Consider the following 20754-nt stretch of genomic DNA (forward strand, 5'->3'; position numbering starts at 1 on the left):
ATCAGTGTTGGGCCGGACTGCCGCCGATCAGGGCGGTCAGCTCGTCTGTGCGGGTACGCAGCAGAGCTGCATCGCCACGGGTTTCCACATTGAGACGCAGCAATGGTTCAGTGTTGGAGCTGCGCAGGTTGAAGCGCCAGTCCTTGAACTCGGCGCTGACGCCATCCGTGTGGTCGAGAGTCGGCTCCTGGCTGGCGTAATGTGCCATTACGCGGGCAACGGTGGCCTTGGCGTCTTCGACGCGGAAATTGATTTCACCGCTGCATGGGAATGCCTGCATACGGTCTGCGACCAGATCACCCAGAGAGGTGCCCGTCTCTGAGACCAGCTCCGCAATAAGCAGCCAGGGAATCATCCCTGAATCACAGTACGCAAAATCGCGGAAGTAATGGTGCGCGCTCATTTCGCCGCCATAAATGGCATCCTCAGCGCGCATGCGCTCTTTGATGAACGCATGCCCGGTCTTGCTCATGATCGGAATGCCGCCGGCTTCTTCGACCATCTCCACCGTGTTCCAGGTCAGTCGAGGGTCGTGGATGATCTTGCCACATGGCGAGCTTCCAAGAAGGGCCTTGGCGAGCAGGCCAACCAAGTAATAACCTTCGATGAAGTTGCCATCTGCGTCGAAGAAGAAGCAGCGATCGAAATCGCCGTCCCACGCAATGCCGAAGTCTGCACCGTGCTCACGTACCGCATCACGGGTTGCCGCCCGGTTCTCCGGCAACAGTGGGTTGGGAATCCCGTTTGGGAAGTTGCCGTCCGCCTCATGCTGGATACGGATGAATTCGAATGGTAGATGGGGCGCCAGCTGATCGATTACTACACCAGCGCCACCATTGCCCGGATTGGTCACGATCTTCAGCGGCTTCAACTTGGCTACGTCGATGTAGCTGAGCAAGTGCTGGATATAGGAGGACTTGTCTTCGTCGCGGACTACCGTCGCGCTGCCTGTTCCCAGCGGAGCGTCCGAAGCTGCGAAATCGCGGATGTCGAAAAGTCCGGTATCCCCGCTGATCGGTTTGGCACCGTCGCGTACCAGCTTCATGCCGTTGTAATCCATCGGATTGTGGCTGGCGGTGACCATGATCCCACCGGCAGCGTTCCGGTGGAAGGTCTGGAAGTAAACTTCTTCCGTGCCGCAAAGGCCGATGTTGATGACATCGCGGCCACTGGTCGTCAGACCGTCAATGGCGGCTTGAAGCAGTTCAGGGCTGCTCAGGCGAATATCATGGCCGACGATGACGGGTCCCGGGCCGAGCAGCGATGCTGTGCCGGCGCCAATGCGCTTGGCCAGCGCAGCGTCCAATTCGTCAGGCACGCGACCACGGATATCGTAGGCCTTGAAACTCGGAAGCGTCATCAATGCAGTCCTTTCAGGGTTGACCGCTAATTATAACGGCAGTGACCGCAAAGGGCGGGTGATCCCGTGCAGCGTTCGAGCCCGTCCGGTTAACCGGGTGGAGGCTGCGCAACTGGCAAATTGCGCAGCCTCGCTCATACCGCTCAGCCGATCGCCGCTTCCAGCTCAGGCAACAACGTGAACAGATCCCCCACCAGCCCGATATCGGCGATCTCGAAGATCGGCGAGTCCGGGTCCTTGTTGATCGCCACGATGGTGCCGGCGTCCTTGATCCCGGTCAGGTGCTGGATGGCGCCGCTGATGCCGACGGCCACGTACAGCTCCGGCGAGATGATCTTGCCGGTCTGGCCCACCTGCAGGTCGCTGGGCACGTAGCCGGCGTCCACGGCGGCGCGCGAGGCGCCCACGGCGGCCCCGAGCTTGTCGGCCAGCTGGAAGATCACCTTGAAGTTCTCCTCCGACCCCACGCCACGGCCGCCGGAGACCACGCGCTTGGCGCTCTGCAGGTCCGGGCGGTCGGTGGCACCGGCCGCCAGGCCGATGAAGCGGGTGTGGGTCGGCAGGGCCGCATCCACACTGGCGACTTCCACCGCCGCGCTGCCGCCCTTGGCCGCTTCCGGCCAGGAGGCCGCGCGTACGGTAGCGACCACGATCTGGTCGGCCGGTACGTCCACGGTGATGATGGCGTTGCCCGCGTAGATCGGGCGCTTGAAGCTGTGGCTGCCTTCCACGGTCATCAGGTCCGAGACCTGGTTGACGCCCAGCAGGGCGGCCACGCACGGCATCAGGTCCTTGCCGAAGGTGGTCGAGGGGCCGAATACGTGGGTGTAGCCGGCGGCCAGCTGCGCGATCTGCGGGGCCAATACCTGAGCCAGCGCCTGGGCGTTGGCGGCATTGGCGACGGTCAGCACCTTGGCCACGCCGGCCAGCTCGGCGGCTTGCGCGGCCACGGCGGCCGGGTCGGCGGCCAGCACCAGCACGTCGATGCTGGCGCCGCTGATGGCGGCGGCCGCGCTCACGGTCTTGGCTGTGGCGGCGTTGAGCTTGCCGTCATGGTGTTCGGCAACAACGAGGATCTTGGTCATTACAGCAACCCCTTCTGCTTGAGTGCAGCGACCAGTTCGGCCGCATCCTTGACCATCACGCCCTTGCTGCGCTTGACCGGCGCGGCGTACTGGGTGGTCTTGAAGGTATCGGCCGCGTCCACGCCGAGGTCGGCCAGCTGCAGGGTCTCCAGCGGCTTGGCCTTGGCCTTCATGATGTCGGGCAGCTTGATGAAGCGCGGCTCGTTCAGGCGCAGGTCGGTGGTGACCACGGCCGGCAGGTCCACCTCCAGCGTTTCCAGGCCGGCGTCGACTTCGCGGGTGACCGTGGCCTTGCCGTCGGCGATGTCCAGCTTGCTGGCGAAGGTCGCCTGCGGCCGGCCCCACAGCGTGGCCAGCATCTGGCCGGTCTGGTTGGCGTCATCGTCGATGGCCTGCTTGCCCAGGATGACCAGGTCCGGCTGTTCCTTCTCGACCAGCTTGAGCAGGGTGCGCGCGGCGGTCAGCGGCTGGATGGCCTGATCGGTGACGACGTGAATGGCACGGTTGGCGCCCATGGCCAGGCCGTTGCGCAGGTGCGCCTGGGCGTCTGCCGGGGCGATGGTGGCGACCACGACTTCGGTGGCGATGCCCTTGTCGCGCAGGCGCAGGGCTTCTTCCAGGGCGATTTCGTCGAAGGGATTGGGGGACAGCTTGACGCCGTCGGTGACCACGCCGGAACCGTCCGGCTTGACCTGAATGCGGACGTTGTAGTCCACCACGCGCTTGTACGCGACGAGGATTTTCATCTGGTGCGGGATCCTTCAATAACGGGGGAACGTCCGGTGTCGGAAACGACAGCCGGTTCGGGGGTGGGATATGGATTCTAACTGTCCGCGCACTACCATGCGAATGCGTATGGTTATGTTGCGGTGCGTCATTGCCGTGAGGGGCGACCGCATCGTTCACCCCGCGCTGGCAGTCGTGAAGACGGCTGGCATGTATTCTGTTGCGCTGTGTCATGCGGGCCCGAGACGGCCCCCGGACGACCCTCGCAGATCAGGAGAACAGGTAGTGCCCACATGGCTGGTCACCGGCGGCGCCGGATTCATTGGCGGTAACTTCGTTCTTGAGGCCGTCGCCAAGGGCGTTCGGGTCATCAATCTCGACGTGCTGACCTATGCTGGCAATCTGAAGACGCTGGATTCGCTTGAAGATAATGCGGATCACGTCTTCTTCCACGGTGATATCGGCGACCACTCCCTGGTGTCGCGCCTGCTCGCTGAATTCCAGCCCGATGCCGTGCTGAACTTCGCCGCCGAGAGCCACGTGGACCGTTCCATCGACGGCCCCGGCGCGTTCATCCAGACCAATGTGGTGGGCACGCTCGCGCTGCTCGAAGCGGTGCGCGACTACTGGAAGGCGCTGCCGGCCGACAAGGGCGCTTCCTTCCGTTTCCTTCACGTGTCCACCGACGAGGTGTACGGCACCTTGGGCGAGACCGGCAAGTTCAGCGAAACCACCCCGTATGCCCCCAATTCGCCGTACTCGGCGTCCAAGGCCGCATCGGACCATCTGGTGCGCGCGTTCCATCACACCTACGGGCTGCCGGTGCTGACCACGAACTGCTCCAACAACTACGGTCCGTACCACTTCCCGGAAAAGCTCATTCCGCTGGTGATCGCCAAGGCCCTGGCCGGCGAACCGCTGCCGGTCTATGGCGACGGCAAGCAGGTGCGCGACTGGCTGTTCGTGTCCGACCACTGCGAGGCGATCCGCACCGTACTGGCCAAGGGCCAGGTGGGCGAGACCTACAACGTGGGTGGCAATTCCGAGAAGGAAAACATCGAGGTGGTGCATGCGATCTGCGCGCTGCTCGACGCCCGCCGCCCGCGTGAGGATGGTCAGCCGCGCAGCAGCCAGATCACCTATGTCGCCGACCGGCCCGGCCACGACCGTCGATACGCCATCGACGCGAGCAAGCTCAAGGACCAGCTGGGCTGGGAACCGAAGTACACCTTCGAGCAGGGAATCGCCTTTACCGTCAACTGGTACCTGGAAAACCAGCCTTGGGTCGACGGCGTGCTGGACGGCAGTTACCGTCTGCAGCGAATCGGTACCCGGGCTTGAGGAATAACATCATGACGCAACGCAAGGGCATCATTCTGGCCGGAGGGTCGGGCACGCGCCTTTACCCCATCACCAAGGGCATCAGCAAGCAGCTGCTGCCGGTGTACGACAAGCCAATGATCTACTATCCGCTAAGCGTTCTCATGCTCGCCGGAATCCGGGACGTCCTGGTCATCAATACTCCCCATGAGCAGTTCTTGTTCCAGCAACTGCTGGGTGATGGATCGCAGTGGGGCATGAATATTGAGTACGCCGTTCAGCCACGCCCGGATGGACTGGCGCAGGCCTATGTGATAGGGCGCGACTTCATCGGTGACAATCCGAGCTGCCTGGTGCTGGGTGACAACATCTTCCACGGGCATGGCTTGAGCCAGGTATTGCGCAGCGCTGACCAGCGGCAGAGTGGTGCCACCGTTTTCGGTTATTGGGTCAACGATCCAGAGCGCTACGGCGTAGCAGAATTCGATGGTGAGGGCCGGGTCATCGATCTGGTCGAGAAGCCCGCTGTGCCACGTTCCAACTATGCCGTGACCGGTCTGTACTTTTATGACGGCAAGGCATGTGAGTACGCTGCCGAGCTTCTGCCTTCCGCCCGGGGTGAGTTGGAAATCACCGACCTCAACCGCCGCTACCTGCGCGATGGTCAGTTGCACCTTGAGGCGCTCGGCCGCGGCTACGCATGGCTGGATACAGGCACGCACCAGTCCCTGCTGGAGGCGTCCAATTTCATTGAGACCATCCAGACGCGGCAGGGGCTCCAGGTCTGCTGTCCGGAAGAGGTGGCCTTTGGAAGAGGCTGGATCAGCGCGGAACAAGTCAGGGATCTAGCGGCCCCGCTGAACAAAAATGGCTACGGCCAGTACTTGCTGAAACTGGCAGAACGGGGTGTAGTGCCGTGAAAGTGATTGAGACCTCATTGACCGGCTGCTACGTCATTGACCCCAAAGTGTTCGGTGACGACCGAGGCTTCTTCTTCGAAACCTGGAATGCCGGGCGTTTTGGTGAGGTGGGATTGCCGACCGCGTTTGCCCAGAGCAACGTGTCCTCGTCAACTAGAGGCGTCCTGCGTGGGCTGCATTATCAGTGGCCTCATCCACAGGGCAAGCTCGTCAGCGTACTCGAAGGTGAGGTGTATGACGTGGCAGTCGATATCCGTCGGGGCTCGCCCACGTTCGGTCGATGGGAAGCTGTGGTATTGAGCGCTGCCAACAAGCGGCAGTTCTGGATCCCGCCGGGCTTCGCGCACGGCTTCGCTGTGCTGTCGGACACCGCGCTGTTTCACTACCTGTGCACCGACGTGTACGTCAAGGAAGCCGACGCAGGCATCCGCTGGAACGATGCGGACATCGCTGTCGATTGGCCGATCGGCCAGCCGCTGCTGTCGGCCAAGGATGAGCAGGCCCCCTTCCTGAAGGACATTCCTGAAGATCGCCTTCCGGTCGTTGCCGTATGACGCTGCTGGTCCTGGGGGCCGCCGGGCAGCTGGGCACCGAGTTGCTTCGGGCCTTGGCGCCGCTGGGGCAGGTAATCGCGGCCACGCGTAGCGGTGTGCTGCCCGACGGGCGCGCCTGTGAACAGGCCGACCTCGACCAGCCCGACGGCCTGCCGGCGCTGCTGGACCGTCTGAACCCGACGGTGGTGATCAACGCCGCCGCCTACACCGCCGTTGACCAGGCCGAGCAGGACGCCGACGCCGCCTTTCGGGTCAACGCCCAGGCACCTGGCGAGATCGCGCGCTGGTGCGCCGCACACGCAGTGCCGTTCGTGCATTACTCCACCGACTACGTCTTCGACGGGCAGGGCAGTACGCCTTACAACGAAGATGCGCCCACAGGGCCGCTGGGTGCGTACGGGCGCAGCAAGCGCGACGGCGAAGATGCGGTACGCGCGGCTGGCGGCCGCCATCTGATCTTCCGCACGGCGTGGGTGTATGCCTCGCACGGCAAGAACTTTCTACGCACCATGCTTCGGTTGGGTGCGCAGCGCGATCACCTGCGCGTCGTCGCCGACCAGATCGGGACACCCACGCCCGCCGGGTTGATCGCCGACATCACTGCGCAGGTGCTCCGGAACCCGACCCCGCTTTCCGGAACCTGGCATCTCACCGCGTCCGGCCAGACCAGCTGGCACGGTTTCGCGCAGGCCATCTTCGAGGAAGCGGTGAAGCAGGGCGTTCTGGTCAACGTCCCGGCGGTGGAGCCGATCACCACGGCGCAGTACCCCACGCCTGCGCAGCGCCCGGCATGGTCGGTGCTGGACAGCCGCAGACTCCAGCAGGATTTTGGCGTCACGCTCCCGTCCTGGAAGGAAGGGCTTGCGCAGGTGATGGCGGAAGTGGCGCGCCACTGATTCCCGGCGCGGCCTGCAGCCCGGGCCCGCTTGGTGGCGCTGCAGTCACATCGCATACAATCGCGGGTGTCCGAGGACGGACCCGGCAGCCACGGGTCCTTCCCAATTGCGCCGCTCCGAACGCCGAGGAATGCTTTGAAATTCACCCCCGACCAGAATCGCGTGCTAGTCACCGGCGGCGCCGGCTTCCTGGGTTCGCACCTGTGCGACCGCTTGGTCGCAGCCGGCCATGACGTACTGTGCGTGGACAATTTCTATACCGGCAGCAAGGCCAATGTTGAAGGACTGCTGGCACATCCGCGTTTCGAGCTGATGCGCCACGACGTCACCTTCCCGCTGTACGTGGAGGTGGACCGCATCTTCAATCTGGCGTGCCCGGCCTCCCCGATCCACTACCAGCAGGATCCTGTCCAGACCACCAAGACCAGCGTGCACGGTGCGATCAACATGCTTGGGCTGGCCAAGCGGGTCCACGCGCGCATCCTGCAGGCCAGCACCAGCGAGGTGTATGGCGATCCGGAAATCCACCCGCAGGTGGAAGGATATTGGGGCCGGGTCAATCCGATCGGTATCCGCAGCTGCTACGACGAAGGCAAGCGCTGCGCCGAGACGCTGTTCTTCGACTACTGGCGGCAGCATCAGCTCGAAGTAAAGGTCATGAGGATCTTCAACACCTACGGCCCTCGCATGCATCCCAACGACGGCCGGGTGGTCAGCAACTTCATCGTGCAGGCGCTGAAGGGTGAGCCGATCACCATCTATGGCGACGGCAATCAGACGCGCAGTTTCTGCTATGTGGACGATCTCATCGAAGGCATGCTGCGCCTGATGGAAACGCCGGCGGAATTCACCGGTCCAGTGAATATTGGCAATCCGTCCGAGTACACCATGCTGCAACTGGCCGAGACCGTGCTCCGCCTGGTTGGCGGAGCTTCGAAGATCGAGTTCCGCCCGCTGCCCTCCGACGACCCGCGCCAGCGCCAGCCCGACATCAGCCTGGCCAAGGCCACGTTCGACTGGGAGCCCAAGGTGGCCCTGGAAGATGGCCTGAAAGAAACGATCGCCTACTTCCGTTACCGGCTCCAGGCCTGAGGAAAACCGCATGCGCAAGGTTGTGGTGATGCCGGTCTACGAAGATCTGGAAGCATCTTCCAAGCTGTTCGTGGAGCTGGCGCGCACCCAGGGCGGCGACACCTTCATCGTCGCCGTGGACGACGGATCGGTGCGCCAACCTTTGGATGCGACGGCCATCGAGGCCTCCGGTCTGGAAGGCGTGGTGATCAAACTGCGCCGCAACGTGGGTCACCAGCGCGCCATCGCCATCGGGCTGAGCTACGTGGCCGAGCAGTTCGGTGACGATGTCATCGTGGTGACCATGGATTCGGACGGCGAGGACACCCCGGAAAGCATCAGTGCGCTGGTCCAGGATCTGGCGCGCGACGACGTGGATGTGGTGGTCGCGACCCGCCGCAGCCGGGTGGAGTCGTTGAAGTTCAAAGCGTTCTACGTTGTCTACAAACTGTTGTTCTCTCTGCTGAGCGGCCGCAGGATCAGTTTCGGCAACTTCATGGCAGCGAAGATGCCGGCGGTGCGCCGCCTGGCGTCGATGCAGGAACTGTGGACCCACGTCGCCGCATGTGTGCTCGGTTCAAAGCTGCGCGTGCACAGCTGCGCATTGGACCGTGGCCCGCGTTACGCAGGCCGCAGCAAGATGAATTTCGTCGGGCTGGCCCTGCATGGCTTCCGCGCGCTGATGGTGTTCGCCGAGGATGTGTTGGTGCGGGTGGGAATCGCCTGCACGATCGTGGCAGCCCTTTCCATCACCGGGGGCATCATCGCAACCGCGCTGAAGATGTTCGGCTTCGCGACGCCCGGCTGGTTCTCGCTGGCGTTCGGCATCCTGTTGCTGGTGTTCCTGCAGACCGCCGCGCTCACCCTGATCATCCTGATGCTGTCGGGCATGATCCGCAGCGGCGGCGTGCTCGGGATTGGCAGCTACCGCGAGTTCGTCGAAGACGTGCAGCATGCCCGCCGCAAGGTTGCTTAAGCCCCTCAATGGCCAGCTGGTCCGTTTCCTGGTCAATGGCCTGGTAGCGACAGCGGTGCACTATACGGTGCTGCACGTCTGTGTCGAAGTGCTGCATGTGCCGTTGGCTGCGGTGGCAAATGCCATTGCCGCCGTGTTCGGCATCATCACCTCGTTTCTTGGCAATCGCTACTTCGTGTTCCCGGGGCGGCAGGGAAGTGCGGCGAGGCAGGGCGCGCTGTTCGTGCTGGTGTACGCCACCGTCGCCCTGCTGCACGGGCTGTTGATGTTCGCCTGGGCGGACTGGCTCGGCCTGGACTACCGCATTGGGTTCCTGCTCATTACCGGCATGCAGATGGTCTTCAGCTTCGTCATCAACAAATTCGTGGTGTTCAAATGAACAAATACCTGCGCGCGCTGCTGGCGACTGTGCTTTTCATCGCCGGCCTGCTGCTGGTCTACTACCTGCACATGCGCCACTTCCGGGTGGACGTTGTGCTGTACGCCAGCATCGTGGATGCGGTCATCGCCCTGGTTGTGGTGTTTGGTGCCCTGTACCTGCTGAAGTGGTTTCGCGATTTCAGCCGGCTGGAGCTCATCCAACTGGTCCTGATCTGGCTGCTGGGCGGTTACGTGTTCGCCATCTCCATTCCCACCGTCATTGACCGCTCGCTGTCGTTCTACATTCTGGAAAAGCTGCAGCAGCGCGGCGGCGGCATCCGTGAAGATGCTTTCCGCCAGGTATTCACCGACGAATATGTGCGCGAGCACCATCTGGTGGAAGTGCGCTTGACCGAGCAACTGCAGTCGGGCACGGTTGAGATTCACGATGGCTGCGTGACGTTGACCGCCCGCGGCAAGCGCCTTGCTTCGTTCAGCCGCTTCTACCGGCAGAATCTGCTGCCCACCCATCGGCTGCTGATGGGCCAGTACACCGATGCCCTGACCGATCCCTTCCGCGATAGCCGGATGGCGACGGACTACCGTTGCAGATAGTGGCGGGTCATCGCCTGTGAAGCCGCCATCTGCGTCCGCCATGGTCCGGAGGAGCTGCGCTTGGCTGCTGCCGTTGCTGGTGTTGGCAGTAGGCATCTGGATGGTGCCGCTCGCGCATACCTGCCAGCTGAGCTGTGTGCCGGGAGACCTGGGCGACGCCCGGTTCAATGGGGTCATGCTGGAGCATTTCCACCGTTGGTTGACTGGCCTGGAGCCCAGCCTCACAAGCCCATCATTCTTCTATCCGATGCCGGGTGCATCTGCGTTCTCGGACAATCATTGGGGCACGGCGTGGATCTATTCCTTCATCCGTCGGTGTGGGGCTGACCGGTACCTGGCATTCGATCTGTGGTACCTGGTTGGTTTCGTCGCGACCTTCGTGGTCAGCCATGTGGTCTTCCGCCGCATGCACTTCTCGCCGCTGGCCAGTGCGCTGGCAGCATTCGCGTTCACGTTTGCCATGCCGGTGATCAGCCGACATGGGCACGCGCAGCTGACATACCGTTTTCTGATACCGGTGGGTCTGCTGCTGTGGCAGCGCTGTATTGACGATGGCCGCTGGCGCTGGTTTGCCTTGCTGTCGGTGGTGGTGGTTTCGCAGTTCTACATGTCGATCTACCTGGGCTACTTCCTTTTGCTCCTGCTTTCGGCGTGGTGCCTTGCAGGATGCGGGGTGGATCGCTTGTGGCCAACTCAATGGCTTCTACGCTGGTGGCAGGGGCGAAAGCGCAGCACGTGGAGGGAGCTGCTGGTGTCGCTGCTTGTGGCGGCCGCGACCATGACCGCGCTGATCGTGCTGATGTATCCGTATGTTCACTATTCAGACGTTTATGGCTTTGGCCGAGGTCTTGGAGAGGTCGCGTCGTTTACCCCACGTCCCCAGAGCTATCTGCTTGCCGATCAGTCGTTGATCTGGGGCGGCATCAGTTCCCATGTTGGTCAGAGCGTGCCGATGCGCCATGAGCAACAGCTGTTCTTCGGATTGGGAATCATTGGATTGGCGGTACTGGGTGTCCGGTACTCGCGCGCTCGCATGCGCTGGGTGGCTCTGGTCTCATTGGGCCTGCTCGTAGCCCTGACGCTCACCTTTGGAAGGTACTCGTTGTACCTGGCCATTGCCACGCTGCCCGGTGCCGAGTCTGTACGGGCAGTGGCGCGCATCGGGCTGGTGATGGCGCTGCCGCTGGCGCTGCTGGTAGGCATGGCGGTAGACGCCATGCCCCGACTACGGGTCGGCATGCGTGTGCTTATCGGCCTGCTGGTGGTGGCCATGATGGCGGAGTCCGCACTGCACCAGACCACCCATTTCAGCTTCGAAGAAGCGCGTGCACGCACTGTCGCGGCGCGTGGTCAACTGCCTGCCTCCTTGCCGGCGGGAGCCGTGCTCTTCATTCCGGCCAGCCCGGATGTACCATTCTATGTGTCGGAGTTGGATGCCATGGTGCTGGCGCAGGAGCTGGGTCATCCGACGCTGAATGGCTACTCCGGGAACGTCCCGCCGGGCTATCTGAGTGAGCCGGAACGTCCGCCGTGTGCACAGGCAGTGACACGGCTGAGGGCGGCCAGACGATTCGCAAGGCGGCAACCCGACGTATTGCTGCAGCAGCCAGTGCCATCCGCTGCAGTGGTGAGCGGCCAGGCACGGTGCTCAGTGGCCAGGCTAAGTGGCGATGTTGCGCCGCATCCCGGCGAACGGCGCCATGCCCGCTAGAATGCGTCCATATCAATCGGGGCAGCGGAGCAAGGGATAGGTCCGACACCGTTGCCAAGCGCAGCAATCGCTACGCCAGCGCGGCCGAGGCACTGCAGGGCGTGATCGCCGATGGTGAAACGAACTTCCAGCTCCGTGCGCTCGTCATGGTTTACTCGCAGTGCGGCGCCTGCCCTTGCCTTGCTTCGCCGCCACGCCCGGCAACGGTGCCAGCAGCGCGTCCAGATCCGCGTCGTTGAAGCGTGGTCCGCTGCTTCCGCCACCCTCCAGGATGGCGTCGGCCAGCGCCGCCTTGCGTTGCTGCAGCTCGGCAATCCGCTCCTCGATGCTGCCGGCGGCAATCAGCTTGTAGACGAACACGGGTTGCTCCTGGCCGATGCGATGCGCCCGGTCGGTGGCCTGGTTTTCCGCCGCCGGGTTCCACCACGGGTCGAAGTGGATGACCGTATCGGCGGCGGTCAGGTTCAGGCCGACGCCACCGGCCTTGAGGCTGATCAGGAAGATGGGCACCTCGCCCTGCATGAACCGCTGGACCGGGGTGGCCCGGTCCCTGCTATCGCCGGTCAGCTGGACATACGCGAGCCCAAGTTCATCCAGGGTCTGCGCGATCAGTTCAAGCATGCTGGTGAACTGGGAGAACAGCAGTATTCGACGGCCCTCTTCAACCAGCTCCGGCAGCATGACGCGCAGCAGGTCCAGCTTGGCCGAGCCTGCGTTGCGTGCGGTGCGGTCGCCCGGCAGCAGGCGCGGGTCGCAGCACACCTGGCGAAGTTTCAGCAGGGCGTCGAGAACCACGATGTGACTCTTGGCCAGGCCGTTGCTGGCAATGGCATCGCGCACCTTCTTTTCCATCGAGGCGCGCACGGTTTCATAGAGGTCGCGCTGTCCTCCTTCCAGGGTCACCGTGCGGGTGATGAGCGTCTTGGGGGGCAGTTCGGTCGCCACCTGGTCCTTGCGCCGGCGCAGCATGAACGGCCGAAGGCGCTGCGCGAGCAGTTGCGCGCGCTGGCGGTCGGTGCCGCGCTCGATCGGATGACGCCAGTGCTGGTTGAACTGCTTTTCACCACCGAGCAGGCCGGGCAGCAGGAAGTCGAACTGCGCCCACAGCTCGCCCAGGTGGTTCTCCAGCGGCGTTCCGGTCAGGCACAGGCGATGGCGCGCATTCAAGGTGCGCAGGGTCTGGGCGGCCCGTGATTTCGCGTTCTTGACCTGCTGTGCTTCGTCCAGGATCAGCAGATGGTAGCTGTGCGCCTGCAGTGCTTCCTCGTCGCGCCATACCAGCGGGTAGGTGGTCAGCACCAGGTCGTGCTCGGGGATCTCCGCGAACAGGGCTTCGCGCCCGCTGCCGTGCAGCGCGAGCACGCGCAGGTCGGGGGTGAAGCGCGCGGCTTCGCGTTGCCAGTTGTGCAGCAGCGAGGTGGGCAGGACAACCAGCGCGGGCCGGTCCAGACGACCGGCTTCCTTCTCCAGCAGCACGTGGGCCAGGGTCTGCAGCGTCTTGCCCAGGCCCATGTCATCGGCCAGCACGCCACCCAGATTCTGCTGCCGCAGGTACTGCAGCCACGCCAGTCCTTCCTGCTGGTATGGACGCAGCGTGGCGGCCAATCCGGTGGGCGGATTCACCGGCGTCATTGCCGGGCCTTCCAGCAGGCGCTGAACCAACGCCCGGGTGTCCTTGCGGTCCTTGAACTGCAGTCGGGCGTCGTCCTGCAGCGCACGCAGGCGGCCACGGTCGCGCGCGGACACCCGCAGCGGCGCATCGCGCCCGCCGAACAGGTCGGCCAGCAACGCGATCACCGGCTTCAGCCGCCCGGCGCGGAACACCAGCCGGGTGTTGTCGGTGGCCGACAGCAGGATGCGTTCGTCGTCATCGATGGCATCAAGCTGCCCGCGCACCCAGCGCGGATCGGTCTGCAGCATCTGCTGCAGCAGCGGGGCCAGCGGCACGCTGCGGTCGTCGACCTGGATGTCCAGTGCCAGTTCGAACCAGTCCGCCTGCTTGGGGTCGGGGCGGATATCCAGCGCAATGTCCTCCACCGGGGTGATGCGGTGGCGGAAGTCGTCGTCCGGCTCGATCCTCCAGCCCAACGCCTCCAGTCGCGGCGCGTCCTCCAGCATGAAGCGCGTCCAGTCGAAGCTGCGCAGCTCAAAGGGCGGCCCGGCCCCTTCCAGCACCGCTCGTGGCTGATGGTCGCGGTGCAGTTTGGCCGTGTGCAGTTCTGCTTCGCGTCGCGCTTCTTCAGCAAGGTTGCGCGGGAGCAGGCACAGCTGGCCGTCGGCGTCGTGGGCAAACAGCGAGGGGTCGTCGAGCAGGCGCACGTGGTCGTCGTACTCGAAGGCGACGGTCGCCATGTCGATCCACTGCGACGCGTCGCGGCGACCCAGCCAGCTCGGGCGATACTCAAGGCTGTGCAGGTGCAGTATCGGGGTCATGCCAGCGATCTGCAGGGTGGGGAGGCTGCCGCCGTCGTCGGGACGAGGCAATGCAGGGTCGATCTGCTGCAGCATCGGGGCGACCACCGCTTCCTCGCCGGGCAGCAGCGGCGGCAGACCCAGGAAGGCATCCGCATCCTGCAGCATCACGTCCAGCATCAACGGGCCAACCTCGCCCGTCTCTGGGTCCAGGTAGCACGCGGAATTACCCAGGACGATGCCCTCGGCACCCCCCTCCACCTGCAGTGTGGGTGTCGGCAGCAGCGTGCCGTAATGGTCGCGGGGCATCCATGCGAGCGTCCCGTGGCGCGGCGGACCGCTGCGCGCCGCTACCCGATCACCGGGGCCGTGGCGGTTCATCCAGGCGCGGCCACTGGAGACGATCAGTTCCATCAGCGCGGCAATATCGGTCTGTGACGTATCCAGCCGGCCGTGCTGCAGCAGCCACACCTGCGCCAGGATTCCCGTATCGATCTGGGACAGGTAACCGGCTGGCTCCAGGAACGTGTCGGGGGTTACGTCCAGCAGGGTATCGAAGCTCTTCGAGCCCTCGGCGGCTGGCCCGTTTCGATGCACGAGCACGATGGGTCGATAGCGGTTCGTCGACAGGATGAAGCCGATGCCGTGGCGTTGTTGTTTTTCCGGGACGACATGGCTTGCCTGCCAGCGCGACAGCGCCGCGAGCAGCTGGGGACGTGGTGACAGCGGCGAACCCGTCGTTGCCAGCGCCGCCGTTGGCATGTCGGGGGACGAGGTCAGCGTCGCCAGCAGCACCGCAGCTACATGTTTGCAGTTGTAGCCCACCGGGCAGCTGCAATCACCCTGCAGGCGACTGACACGGGTGCGGGTACTGGCGCGCAGATCGATCGAAACCGTGTAGGGCTGCCTGGCCGAGCCCTGCACGTCCGCGGTCAGCAGAGCTCCCTGCTGCTGCAGGTTGCGCACGCCTGACAGGCAACGCTCGCCCTTCTCCAGCGTCCATCCGTCCAACCAGCGGAGAAGATCGTCTTCGTTGAATGTCAGTGTCATTGGCCCTGCCATGCCTTGCCCTGCGTCAGGTCGCGCGACGCCGCTGCGGCGCCGTACCGGTAAGTGTGTGGACGGGCCATTCTAAGGCGGCGGCCGGTCGGTTTCCCGTGCAGGTCCGGCGGTCATGCTGCGCCGCATCCCAGACCATCGAGGGCATCCGGCTAGAATGCCCTCATCCACACCGCGCAGGGCCGAACAGCGATGCAACCATCAATTCCCAAGGGCAATCGCAGCAAGCGCTTTGCCTCCGCAGCGGACGCCCTGCACGGCGTGGTCGCCGATGGCCAGACCCTGGCGGTCGGCGGGTTCGGCCTGTGCGGCATTCCCGAGGCACTGATCGCCGCGCTGCGCGACACCGGGGTGAAAGGCCTCACGGTGATCTCCAACAACGCCGGCGTGGACGGCTTCGGCCTGGGCCAGCTGCTGGAGACGCGCCAGATCCAGAAGATGATTTCGTCCTACGTGGGCGAGAACAAGGAGTTCGAACGCCAGTATCTGGCCGGTGAGCTGGAACTGGAGTTCAATCCGCAGGGCACCCTGGCCGAGCGCCTGCGCGCCGGCGGTGCAGGCATTCCGGCGTTCTTCACCGCCACCGGCTACGGCACCGTGGTGGCCGAGGGCAAGGAAACCCGTGAATTCGATGGCAAGCACTACGTGATGGAAACCGCGCTGCGCGCCGACGTGGCGCTGGTCAAGGCGTGGAGGGCCGACGAAGCCGGCAACCTGGTATTCCGCAAGACCGCACGCAACTTCAATCCGGCCTGCGCGATGGCCGGCAAGCTGTGCATCGTGGAGGTGGAGGAAGTGGTGCCGGTGGGCAGCATCGACCCCGACCAGGTGCACCTGCCGGGCATCTACGTGCACCGCATCGTGCACAACCCGACACCCGAGAAACGCATCGAACAGCGCACCGTGCGCAGCGAGGGGAACTGAGATGGCCTGGACCCGTGACGAGATGGCGCAGCGCGCCGCGCGCGAACTGACCGATGGCGCGTATGTGAACCTGGGCATCGGCCTGCCGACGCTGGTGGCCAACCACATTCCGGACGGCGTGGATGTGTGGCTGCAGTCCGAGAACGGCCTGCTCGGCATCGGCCCGTTCCCGACCGAGGCCGAGGTGGACGCCGATCTGATCAACGCCGGCAAGCAGACGGTCACCGCCCGCGCAGGCGCCAGCTACTTCGGCAGCCACGACAGCTTCGCCATGATCCGCGGCGGCCACGTCAACCTGGCCATCCTCGGCGCCATGCAGGTCACCGACAAGGGTGACCTGGCCAACTGGATGGTGCCCGGCAAGATGGTCAAGGGCATGGGCGGCGCGATGGATCTGGTGGCCGGCGTGCAGCGCGTGGTGGTGCTGATGGAGCACACCGCCAAGAACGGTGAACACAAGATCCTGCCCGAGTGCACGCTGCCGCTGACCGGCGTGGGCGTGGTGGACCGCATCATCACCGACCTGGCCGTGTTCGACGTAACCGATGGCGGCCTGACGCTGGTCGAAGCGGCGCCGGGTGTCAGCGCCGATGAGCTGAAAGAAAAGACCGGGGTTGCCTTCGCTTCGCCATGACTGAGTCCAGGCACGTCCTTGTGCCTGGACATTCATACATCCGTCAGAGCCAAATGTAGCCTCGAATCCCTTCGTTTGTGGGATTGCTTTGGTTCTCGCAATTGGCGCTGATGGTGTCGAAATGGTCAGCCCACGGACTTGGCTTGAAGCCGCCTCGAATACACCGGTACAAGGGAACCGTCCCGGGAAGCTGAGTGGTGGCGATGTACCCGAGGATGGGCATATGCGTCATTTTTCTCTGACCTTCGCAGTTTTCATACTCGGAGGTGAAAAAGTCCTGTCCATCATTGGTAATGCAGCTGTACAACGTGCGTGCCCCGGGGAATGGGGTATATGAGATGAAGCCCACTGTTCCGACCTTGCGGCCAGGATGCTGGACGTAAGAATCCTTTGGGAATGGTCTCGCGGAGAACGTCGTGCGGCCATATATCCAGCGTTCAATCTCGACCGGCTGTGCCTCGGGAGGGTATTGGGCCGGAAACGCAAGGGCCTCGGTGGCAAGGCTACGAGTCAGGCCCAGAGTCACCGTCGTTTCGTGTTTATTGGTCTCGGCATAGGTAGTGCCATGAACTCCAAGTAGTCCCAGTGCAAGAAGGCAACTGAAGTGCTTCATTGATTCGTTCCTTGTGATGTGTTTTCCGTTCAGTGATTTCTCCAAGTGGAGCTCTCCGCTTGGAGAATCGGATCCTACGGACGCCGTTCGCGTGAGAATTTGAAGTTGCTTCCATCTCGCGTCACTGCGTGCAGTACGGTCAGAAGATGGCGCTTCAAAGTAGTTATTTCTGGCTGTTTGCGACGTTGCGGTTTGATCTGGCCAACTGTTAAAGTGAATGATATGGCGGCTGTTTGGACCCACTGATTCGTCCACGGGCGCCTTGCCTTTCTTCTGCAACATCGGGATGCTGCCGTGAACAAAGCTTGGATGGAGATTGACCCGTCCATCCTGCGATGGGTTGCTGGGCTGGCCATCGGTATCGGCATTGCGGCAGCCTTGCGGGGTATCGCCGATGATGTCGACTTCGACACTTCGCTGCTGCAGAGGGCTTTCAGCTCCGACGCGGGTGTGGAAGTCTCGCTTCCTGCCGAGGTGCTCGATGCGCGGTCGCTGCTGAGTCGCGCGGATATTGGAAACGCCGCCGTCGCGCTGGACCCGCGCCTGAAGGACGACCCCTTGCTGCAGCAGCGAATGTGGGAAGGGCTTTACCCCGTCAAGCTGCATGATGCCGACACCGGCCTGATGCTCTGGATGGTGCCTGGTCCCGCTCGTGATGAATGCATCATTCTGGAAAGAAGCGAACGCCTTGTTCTCGTCGACTGCCCCTGACGCGCTGCGTCGACCAGCCACGGCCATGCTCGGCTGCGTGATGGCGGCCTATGTTCTCGCTGCGGCCGGCGGCGTGGGCTTGCCCACGGTGCTGGCCTTCCTTGCGTTGCTGGCCTGCACGGGCTGGGCGCTCACCAGCGTGCGTGACCCGCGCGCGGCCTGGATGCTGGTGACGGTTGCAGTGCTGATGGTGATCGCGCTGGGCAGCCCGTCGGACGAGTGGGACCCGCGTTCGATCTGGCTGTTCCACGCCAAGCGCATTTTCGTGGACGGTTCGCTGTACGTCATGCTGGATGGCTACGCGGCCTTCAGCCACAACGACTATCCCGCACTGTTGCCGCTGTTGTCTGCCACGGCGGCGAAGCTGGTGGGGCACTGGAACGAGCTGTTCCCCAAGGCGGTGGGCACTTTGCTGTTGCTGCCGGCGCTGCTGCTCATCGCGCGCAGCCTGCGGGCGTGGTGGGTGGCCGCTCTGTTTGCACTCGTCACCCTGCAGATTGGCGGCACGTACCTGGTGGATGGCTACATGGACGCGCTGCTGGCGGTGTATGCGGTGGCCTCGCTGGCTACCGCAGCGCGCTGCCTGTCCCGTTGGAATGCGCTGTCATGGCCCGACCTGCTGCCCTATGTACTGGCGACCTCGGTGCTGTCGCTCATCAAGAACGAAGGCATGGTGCTGGCTGGGGTAATTGCCGTGGCGATGATCGCTGCCGTACTCCTGCGCGAGCGGCGCGTGCCGTGGGGGTTGCTGGTGGCCTTCGCCGTTGCGCTGCTGCCGTTGCTGGCGTGGAAGCTCGCCGTGGCCGGCGCGCACCTGACCAATGATCTGGCGGCCAGCGATCTGAAAGGACAGCTGCTGGCGCGGTTGCCGGAATTCTCCAACAGCGTGCTGATCCTGAAGAAGCTCCTGCGTGGCTGGGCACTGGTGCCGTTGCTGATCTTGCTGGTGCTGTGGAAGCGCAGCTGGCGTACGCCGGTGGTGCTGGGCGGCATGCTGGCGGGACTGGCCTATGCGGGTGTGCTGTACGCGGTGTACCTGGGTACGCCGCACGACCTGGACTGGCATCTGGCCACCAGCGTGAAGCGCACGGTGCTGCCGGTGTTCCTGTTGCTGACGTATGCGCTGTTGGTGCTGGTGGACCGGTGGAAGGAAGGCGAAGCCGCGTAGAGCGACGCGCTGCGTCGCTCTTCCTCGATCGGCTTCACGGCTGCCCGATGTGGACCCGCTTGCTGCGGTCGTTTGACGGCGTTGGACGCGACCGGATCACCCCGCGTGCAAGCCGGTAATGCCGGCGTCGGATGGGCCGCAGCTCCACGGAAACCGCCGGATCCGGCACGCGCAGCAGGATGGCGCCGTCGTACACCTCCACCGAGAGTCGGGTTCCTGCCGTGATACCGGCCTCGCAGAGCCACATGCCACGCAGTTTCAGGCAGGGAATGAGCAGGTCGCCGGGCTCTGGTTGTTCCCGGCCCAGCCGCCCGACCAGCACGGACCTGGGCGTATGCCAGTGGAAGGTGACGCGAGGGGCGGGGGTGGGGGATGGATCTTCGTCATGGGATGGCATGGTGGCGCTCTCCTGAGGATCTCCCTCGCCGGGATGGCGAGGGATGTCGGGAGGTTGAAAGCCGCTCACAAGCGCACGGTGCGACGTATTTCCGCGAGGGTGTTGTATTCCGCCACCCTCCCGACGCAGGACGTGAAAACTACTTGCGAGGAGCTTTCAAACTCCGAGAGTTCACCATGCTGACGCGGCAACGGTAGCGGAAGTTGGTTGTGTCTGTTGGTGCGCGTGGCTTCGTTGGCCGTATCAATTGCAGTGGCGCGATCGGGCCGTGCGCGGCTCGAACACGTTGTGAGGCAACGGTTTTCCAGAGTGAGATGTGGTTGGCGGTTGGCGCCTTCCCCGTCGTGTTGCGTCCGCAACGACTGAATCTTTGATGGCGTTTATGGCGTCAACTGCGCCACATCGCGCGCGACATGCGCTGTGTCGATGGTGGTCATGCGCTACAGGGCGCAGCACCGCTACGGGCAGTCGATAGGGATGCGACCCTGCCGGTCGGTTGCGCGCCGGTAGGGTCCCATTCCAATCGACTGCCGTTACAGCTCCCGCGTGCGGTAGTGGCATGACCATCGGCGGCGAAGGCGTTTCCCGCATGCGGGCTGTCAACCACCATGCTAGCGTTCCGCCATGGACCTCCACCTTCCCGACGCCTCGGTGCACTGGCACCGCCATTGGCTGGCCGCTCCGGCCGCAGACGCACTGCAGCGCCAGCTGCGCGGCGAGGTGCCGTGGGAGGTGCACAAGATCCAGATGTTCGGCAGGCAGGTGGACTCGCCCCGGCTGAGCTGCTGGATGGGCGATCCCGCCGCCCGCTACCGTTACTCGGGCACCGACTTCGTGCCACATGCCTGGCACCCCGCGCTGCTGCCTGTGCGGGACGCCTTGGCCGCATTCTGCGGGCAGGCATTCAACAGCGTGCTGCTCAACTGCTACCGCGACAATGACGACGGCATGGGCTGGCACAGCGACAACGAGCCGGAGCTCGGGCCAACGCCGGTGATTGCATCGCTGAGTCTCGGCGAGGCGCGGCGGTTCCTGCTGCGTCGGCGTGATGACCATGCGCGGAAGGCCGAAGTCACTCTCGGTCATGGCGATCTGCTGGTGATGGCCGGGCATACCCAGACCTTCTACCAGCACGCCCTGCCGAAAAGCGCGCGGCCGCTGGCGGAGCGCATCAACCTCACGTTCCGCCGAATCGAGGCGTAGAGCCACGCCGCGCCGAGAGACCGACGGGCGCCGATTCGA

General features: G+C 64.0%; 20 protein-coding genes. 14 read left to right on the top strand and 6 right to left on the bottom strand.

The features are described 5' to 3' along the window. Position 1 precedes the first annotated feature (1 nt). The 3 genes from AC3ITN_RS03040 to AC3ITN_RS03050 form a co-directional block, all read right to left on the bottom strand. Positions 2–1360 carry a phosphohexomutase domain-containing protein gene (locus tag AC3ITN_RS03040; protein ID WP_489392035.1) on the bottom strand — a complete coding sequence of 453 codons (1359 nt, stop codon included), beginning with the start codon at positions 1358–1360 and terminating at the stop codon, positions 2–4. Between the two features lie 143 nt (positions 1361–1503). Next, a complete protein-coding gene (locus AC3ITN_RS03045) occupies positions 1504–2445 on the bottom strand; it encodes an electron transfer flavoprotein subunit alpha/FixB family protein (protein ID WP_489392036.1) in 942 nt (313 codons plus the stop codon). Continuing rightward, positions 2445–3191: an electron transfer flavoprotein subunit beta/FixA family protein gene (locus AC3ITN_RS03050; protein WP_121042567.1), complete on the bottom strand. Its 747-nt coding sequence runs from the start codon at positions 3189–3191 to the stop codon at positions 2445–2447. The genes AC3ITN_RS03045 and AC3ITN_RS03050 overlap by 1 nt, the downstream gene beginning before the upstream one ends. Before the next feature lie 265 nt (positions 3192–3456). On the opposite strand from AC3ITN_RS03050, the gene rfbB reads away from it, so the two are divergent. The 9 genes from rfbB to AC3ITN_RS03095 all read left to right on the top strand — a co-directional run bounded on the left by rfbB (position 3457) and on the right by AC3ITN_RS03095 (position 11594). Further along, complete coding sequence (gene rfbB / locus AC3ITN_RS03055) at positions 3457–4512, top strand: dTDP-glucose 4,6-dehydratase (RefSeq protein WP_489392037.1); 1056 nt, start codon at positions 3457–3459, stop codon at positions 4510–4512. 11 nt (positions 4513–4523) lie between these two features. After that, on the top strand, positions 4524–5411 hold the full coding sequence (rfbA, locus tag AC3ITN_RS03060) for a glucose-1-phosphate thymidylyltransferase RfbA (RefSeq protein WP_489392038.1): 888 nt from the start codon (positions 4524–4526) through the stop codon (positions 5409–5411). Further along, positions 5408–5965, top strand: a complete 558-nt coding sequence (rfbC, locus tag AC3ITN_RS03065; RefSeq protein WP_489392039.1) for a dTDP-4-dehydrorhamnose 3,5-epimerase — start codon at positions 5408–5410, stop codon at positions 5963–5965. The genes rfbA and rfbC overlap by 4 nt, the downstream gene beginning before the upstream one ends. Beyond that, positions 5962–6861 (top strand): dTDP-4-dehydrorhamnose reductase, encoded by a 900-nt coding sequence (gene rfbD / locus AC3ITN_RS03070; RefSeq protein WP_489392040.1) that lies wholly within the window; start codon positions 5962–5964, stop codon positions 6859–6861. Before rfbC ends, rfbD begins: the two co-directional genes overlap by 4 nt. 135 nt (positions 6862–6996) lie before the next feature. Next, positions 6997–7953, top strand: a complete 957-nt coding sequence (locus AC3ITN_RS03075; RefSeq protein ID WP_313347877.1) for a UDP-glucuronic acid decarboxylase family protein — start codon at positions 6997–6999, stop codon at positions 7951–7953. A 10-nt stretch (positions 7954–7963) separates the two neighbouring features. Further along, positions 7964–8908, top strand: coding sequence for a glycosyltransferase (locus AC3ITN_RS03080; protein WP_313347876.1), 945 nt, complete (start codon positions 7964–7966; stop codon positions 8906–8908). Continuing rightward, positions 8886–9287: a GtrA family protein gene (locus AC3ITN_RS03085; RefSeq protein ID WP_489392041.1), complete on the top strand. Its 402-nt coding sequence runs from the start codon at positions 8886–8888 to the stop codon at positions 9285–9287. Before AC3ITN_RS03080 ends, AC3ITN_RS03085 begins: the two co-directional genes overlap by 23 nt. Further along, positions 9284–9883, top strand: coding sequence for a hypothetical protein (locus tag AC3ITN_RS03090; protein ID WP_489392042.1), 600 nt, complete (start codon positions 9284–9286; stop codon positions 9881–9883). The genes AC3ITN_RS03085 and AC3ITN_RS03090 overlap by 4 nt, the downstream gene beginning before the upstream one ends. Before the next feature lie 100 nt (positions 9884–9983). Further along, complete coding sequence (locus AC3ITN_RS03095) at positions 9984–11594, top strand: DUF6311 domain-containing protein (protein WP_489392043.1); 1611 nt, start codon at positions 9984–9986, stop codon at positions 11592–11594. Between the two features lie 144 nt (positions 11595–11738). Here AC3ITN_RS03095 and AC3ITN_RS03100 read toward each other — a convergent pair whose 3' ends face one another. Further along, the gene (locus AC3ITN_RS03100; RefSeq protein ID WP_489392044.1) at positions 11739–15056 is read right to left on the bottom strand and encodes a DEAD/DEAH box helicase; all 3318 of its coding nucleotides are present in this window, start codon (positions 15054–15056) and stop codon (positions 11739–11741) included. Between the two features lie 201 nt (positions 15057–15257). Between AC3ITN_RS03100 and AC3ITN_RS03105 the strand changes: the two genes are divergently transcribed. Together AC3ITN_RS03105 and AC3ITN_RS03110 are read left to right on the top strand one after the other, a co-directional pair. Continuing rightward, positions 15258–15989, top strand: a complete 732-nt coding sequence (locus AC3ITN_RS03105) for a CoA transferase subunit A (RefSeq protein WP_489392045.1) — start codon at positions 15258–15260, stop codon at positions 15987–15989. A 1-nt stretch (position 15990) separates the two neighbouring features. After that, positions 15991–16623: a CoA transferase subunit B gene (locus tag AC3ITN_RS03110; protein ID WP_489392046.1), complete on the top strand. Its 633-nt coding sequence runs from the start codon at positions 15991–15993 to the stop codon at positions 16621–16623. A 43-nt stretch (positions 16624–16666) separates the two neighbouring features. Here the strand turns inward: AC3ITN_RS03110 and AC3ITN_RS03115 are convergent, their stop codons facing one another. After that, complete coding sequence (locus AC3ITN_RS03115; RefSeq protein WP_489392047.1) at positions 16667–17518, bottom strand: hypothetical protein; 852 nt, start codon at positions 17516–17518, stop codon at positions 16667–16669. Between the two features lie 12 nt (positions 17519–17530). On the opposite strand from AC3ITN_RS03115, the gene AC3ITN_RS03120 reads away from it, so the two are divergent. Both AC3ITN_RS03120 and AC3ITN_RS03125 read left to right on the top strand, forming a co-directional pair. Next, on the top strand, positions 17531–17947 hold the full coding sequence (locus tag AC3ITN_RS03120) for a hypothetical protein (RefSeq protein ID WP_489392048.1): 417 nt from the start codon (positions 17531–17533) through the stop codon (positions 17945–17947). Beyond that, entirely contained in the window at positions 17925–19115 is a 1191-nt protein-coding gene (locus tag AC3ITN_RS03125) for a hypothetical protein (protein ID WP_489392049.1), read from the top strand. The genes AC3ITN_RS03120 and AC3ITN_RS03125 overlap by 23 nt, the downstream gene beginning before the upstream one ends. A gap of 34 nt (positions 19116–19149) precedes the next feature. On the opposite strand, the gene AC3ITN_RS03130 is transcribed toward AC3ITN_RS03125, so the two are convergent. Continuing rightward, positions 19150–19512, bottom strand: coding sequence for a SymE family type I addiction module toxin (locus AC3ITN_RS03130; protein WP_489392050.1), 363 nt, complete (start codon positions 19510–19512; stop codon positions 19150–19152). 624 nt (positions 19513–20136) lie between these two features. Between AC3ITN_RS03130 and AC3ITN_RS03135 the strand changes: the two genes are divergently transcribed. Continuing rightward, on the top strand, positions 20137–20715 hold the full coding sequence (locus AC3ITN_RS03135; RefSeq protein WP_489392051.1) for an alpha-ketoglutarate-dependent dioxygenase AlkB family protein: 579 nt from the start codon (positions 20137–20139) through the stop codon (positions 20713–20715). The last annotated feature ends 39 nt before the right edge of the window (positions 20716–20754 follow it).

This window comes from Stenotrophomonas sp. KH_036_B (assembly GCF_057839485.1).

Bases quoted from the DNA above. Each gene is read 5' to 3' on its own strand.
- AC3ITN_RS03090 (WP_489392042.1), top strand. From the start codon at position 9,284: ATGAACAAATACCTGCGCGCGCTGCTGGCGACTGTGCTTTTCATCGCC.
- AC3ITN_RS03100 (WP_489392044.1), bottom strand. From the start codon at position 15,056: ATGACACTGACATTCAACGAAGACGATCTTCTCCGCTGGTTGGACGGA.
- AC3ITN_RS03115 (WP_489392047.1), bottom strand. From the start codon at position 17,518: ATGTTGCAGAAGAAAGGCAAGGCGCCCGTGGACGAATCAGTGGGTCCA.
- rfbA (WP_489392038.1), top strand. From the start codon at position 4,524: ATGACGCAACGCAAGGGCATCATTCTGGCCGGAGGGTCGGGCACGCGC.
- AC3ITN_RS03045 (WP_489392036.1), bottom strand. From the start codon at position 2,445: ATGACCAAGATCCTCGTTGTTGCCGAACACCATGACGGCAAGCTCAAC.
- rfbD (WP_489392040.1), top strand. From the start codon at position 5,962: ATGACGCTGCTGGTCCTGGGGGCCGCCGGGCAGCTGGGCACCGAGTTG.
- AC3ITN_RS03040 (WP_489392035.1), bottom strand. From the start codon at position 1,360: ATGACGCTTCCGAGTTTCAAGGCCTACGATATCCGTGGTCGCGTGCCT.
- AC3ITN_RS03105 (WP_489392045.1), top strand. From the start codon at position 15,258: ATGCAACCATCAATTCCCAAGGGCAATCGCAGCAAGCGCTTTGCCTCC.
- AC3ITN_RS03085 (WP_489392041.1), top strand. From the start codon at position 8,886: ATGCCCGCCGCAAGGTTGCTTAAGCCCCTCAATGGCCAGCTGGTCCGT.
- AC3ITN_RS03135 (WP_489392051.1), top strand. From the start codon at position 20,137: ATGGACCTCCACCTTCCCGACGCCTCGGTGCACTGGCACCGCCATTGG.
- AC3ITN_RS03110 (WP_489392046.1), top strand. From the start codon at position 15,991: ATGGCCTGGACCCGTGACGAGATGGCGCAGCGCGCCGCGCGCGAACTG.
- AC3ITN_RS03080 (WP_313347876.1), top strand. From the start codon at position 7,964: ATGCGCAAGGTTGTGGTGATGCCGGTCTACGAAGATCTGGAAGCATCT.
- AC3ITN_RS03130 (WP_489392050.1), bottom strand. From the start codon at position 19,512: ATGCCATCCCATGACGAAGATCCATCCCCCACCCCCGCCCCTCGCGTC.
- AC3ITN_RS03095 (WP_489392043.1), top strand. From the start codon at position 9,984: ATGGTGCCGCTCGCGCATACCTGCCAGCTGAGCTGTGTGCCGGGAGAC.
- AC3ITN_RS03050 (WP_121042567.1), bottom strand. From the start codon at position 3,191: ATGAAAATCCTCGTCGCGTACAAGCGCGTGGTGGACTACAACGTCCGC.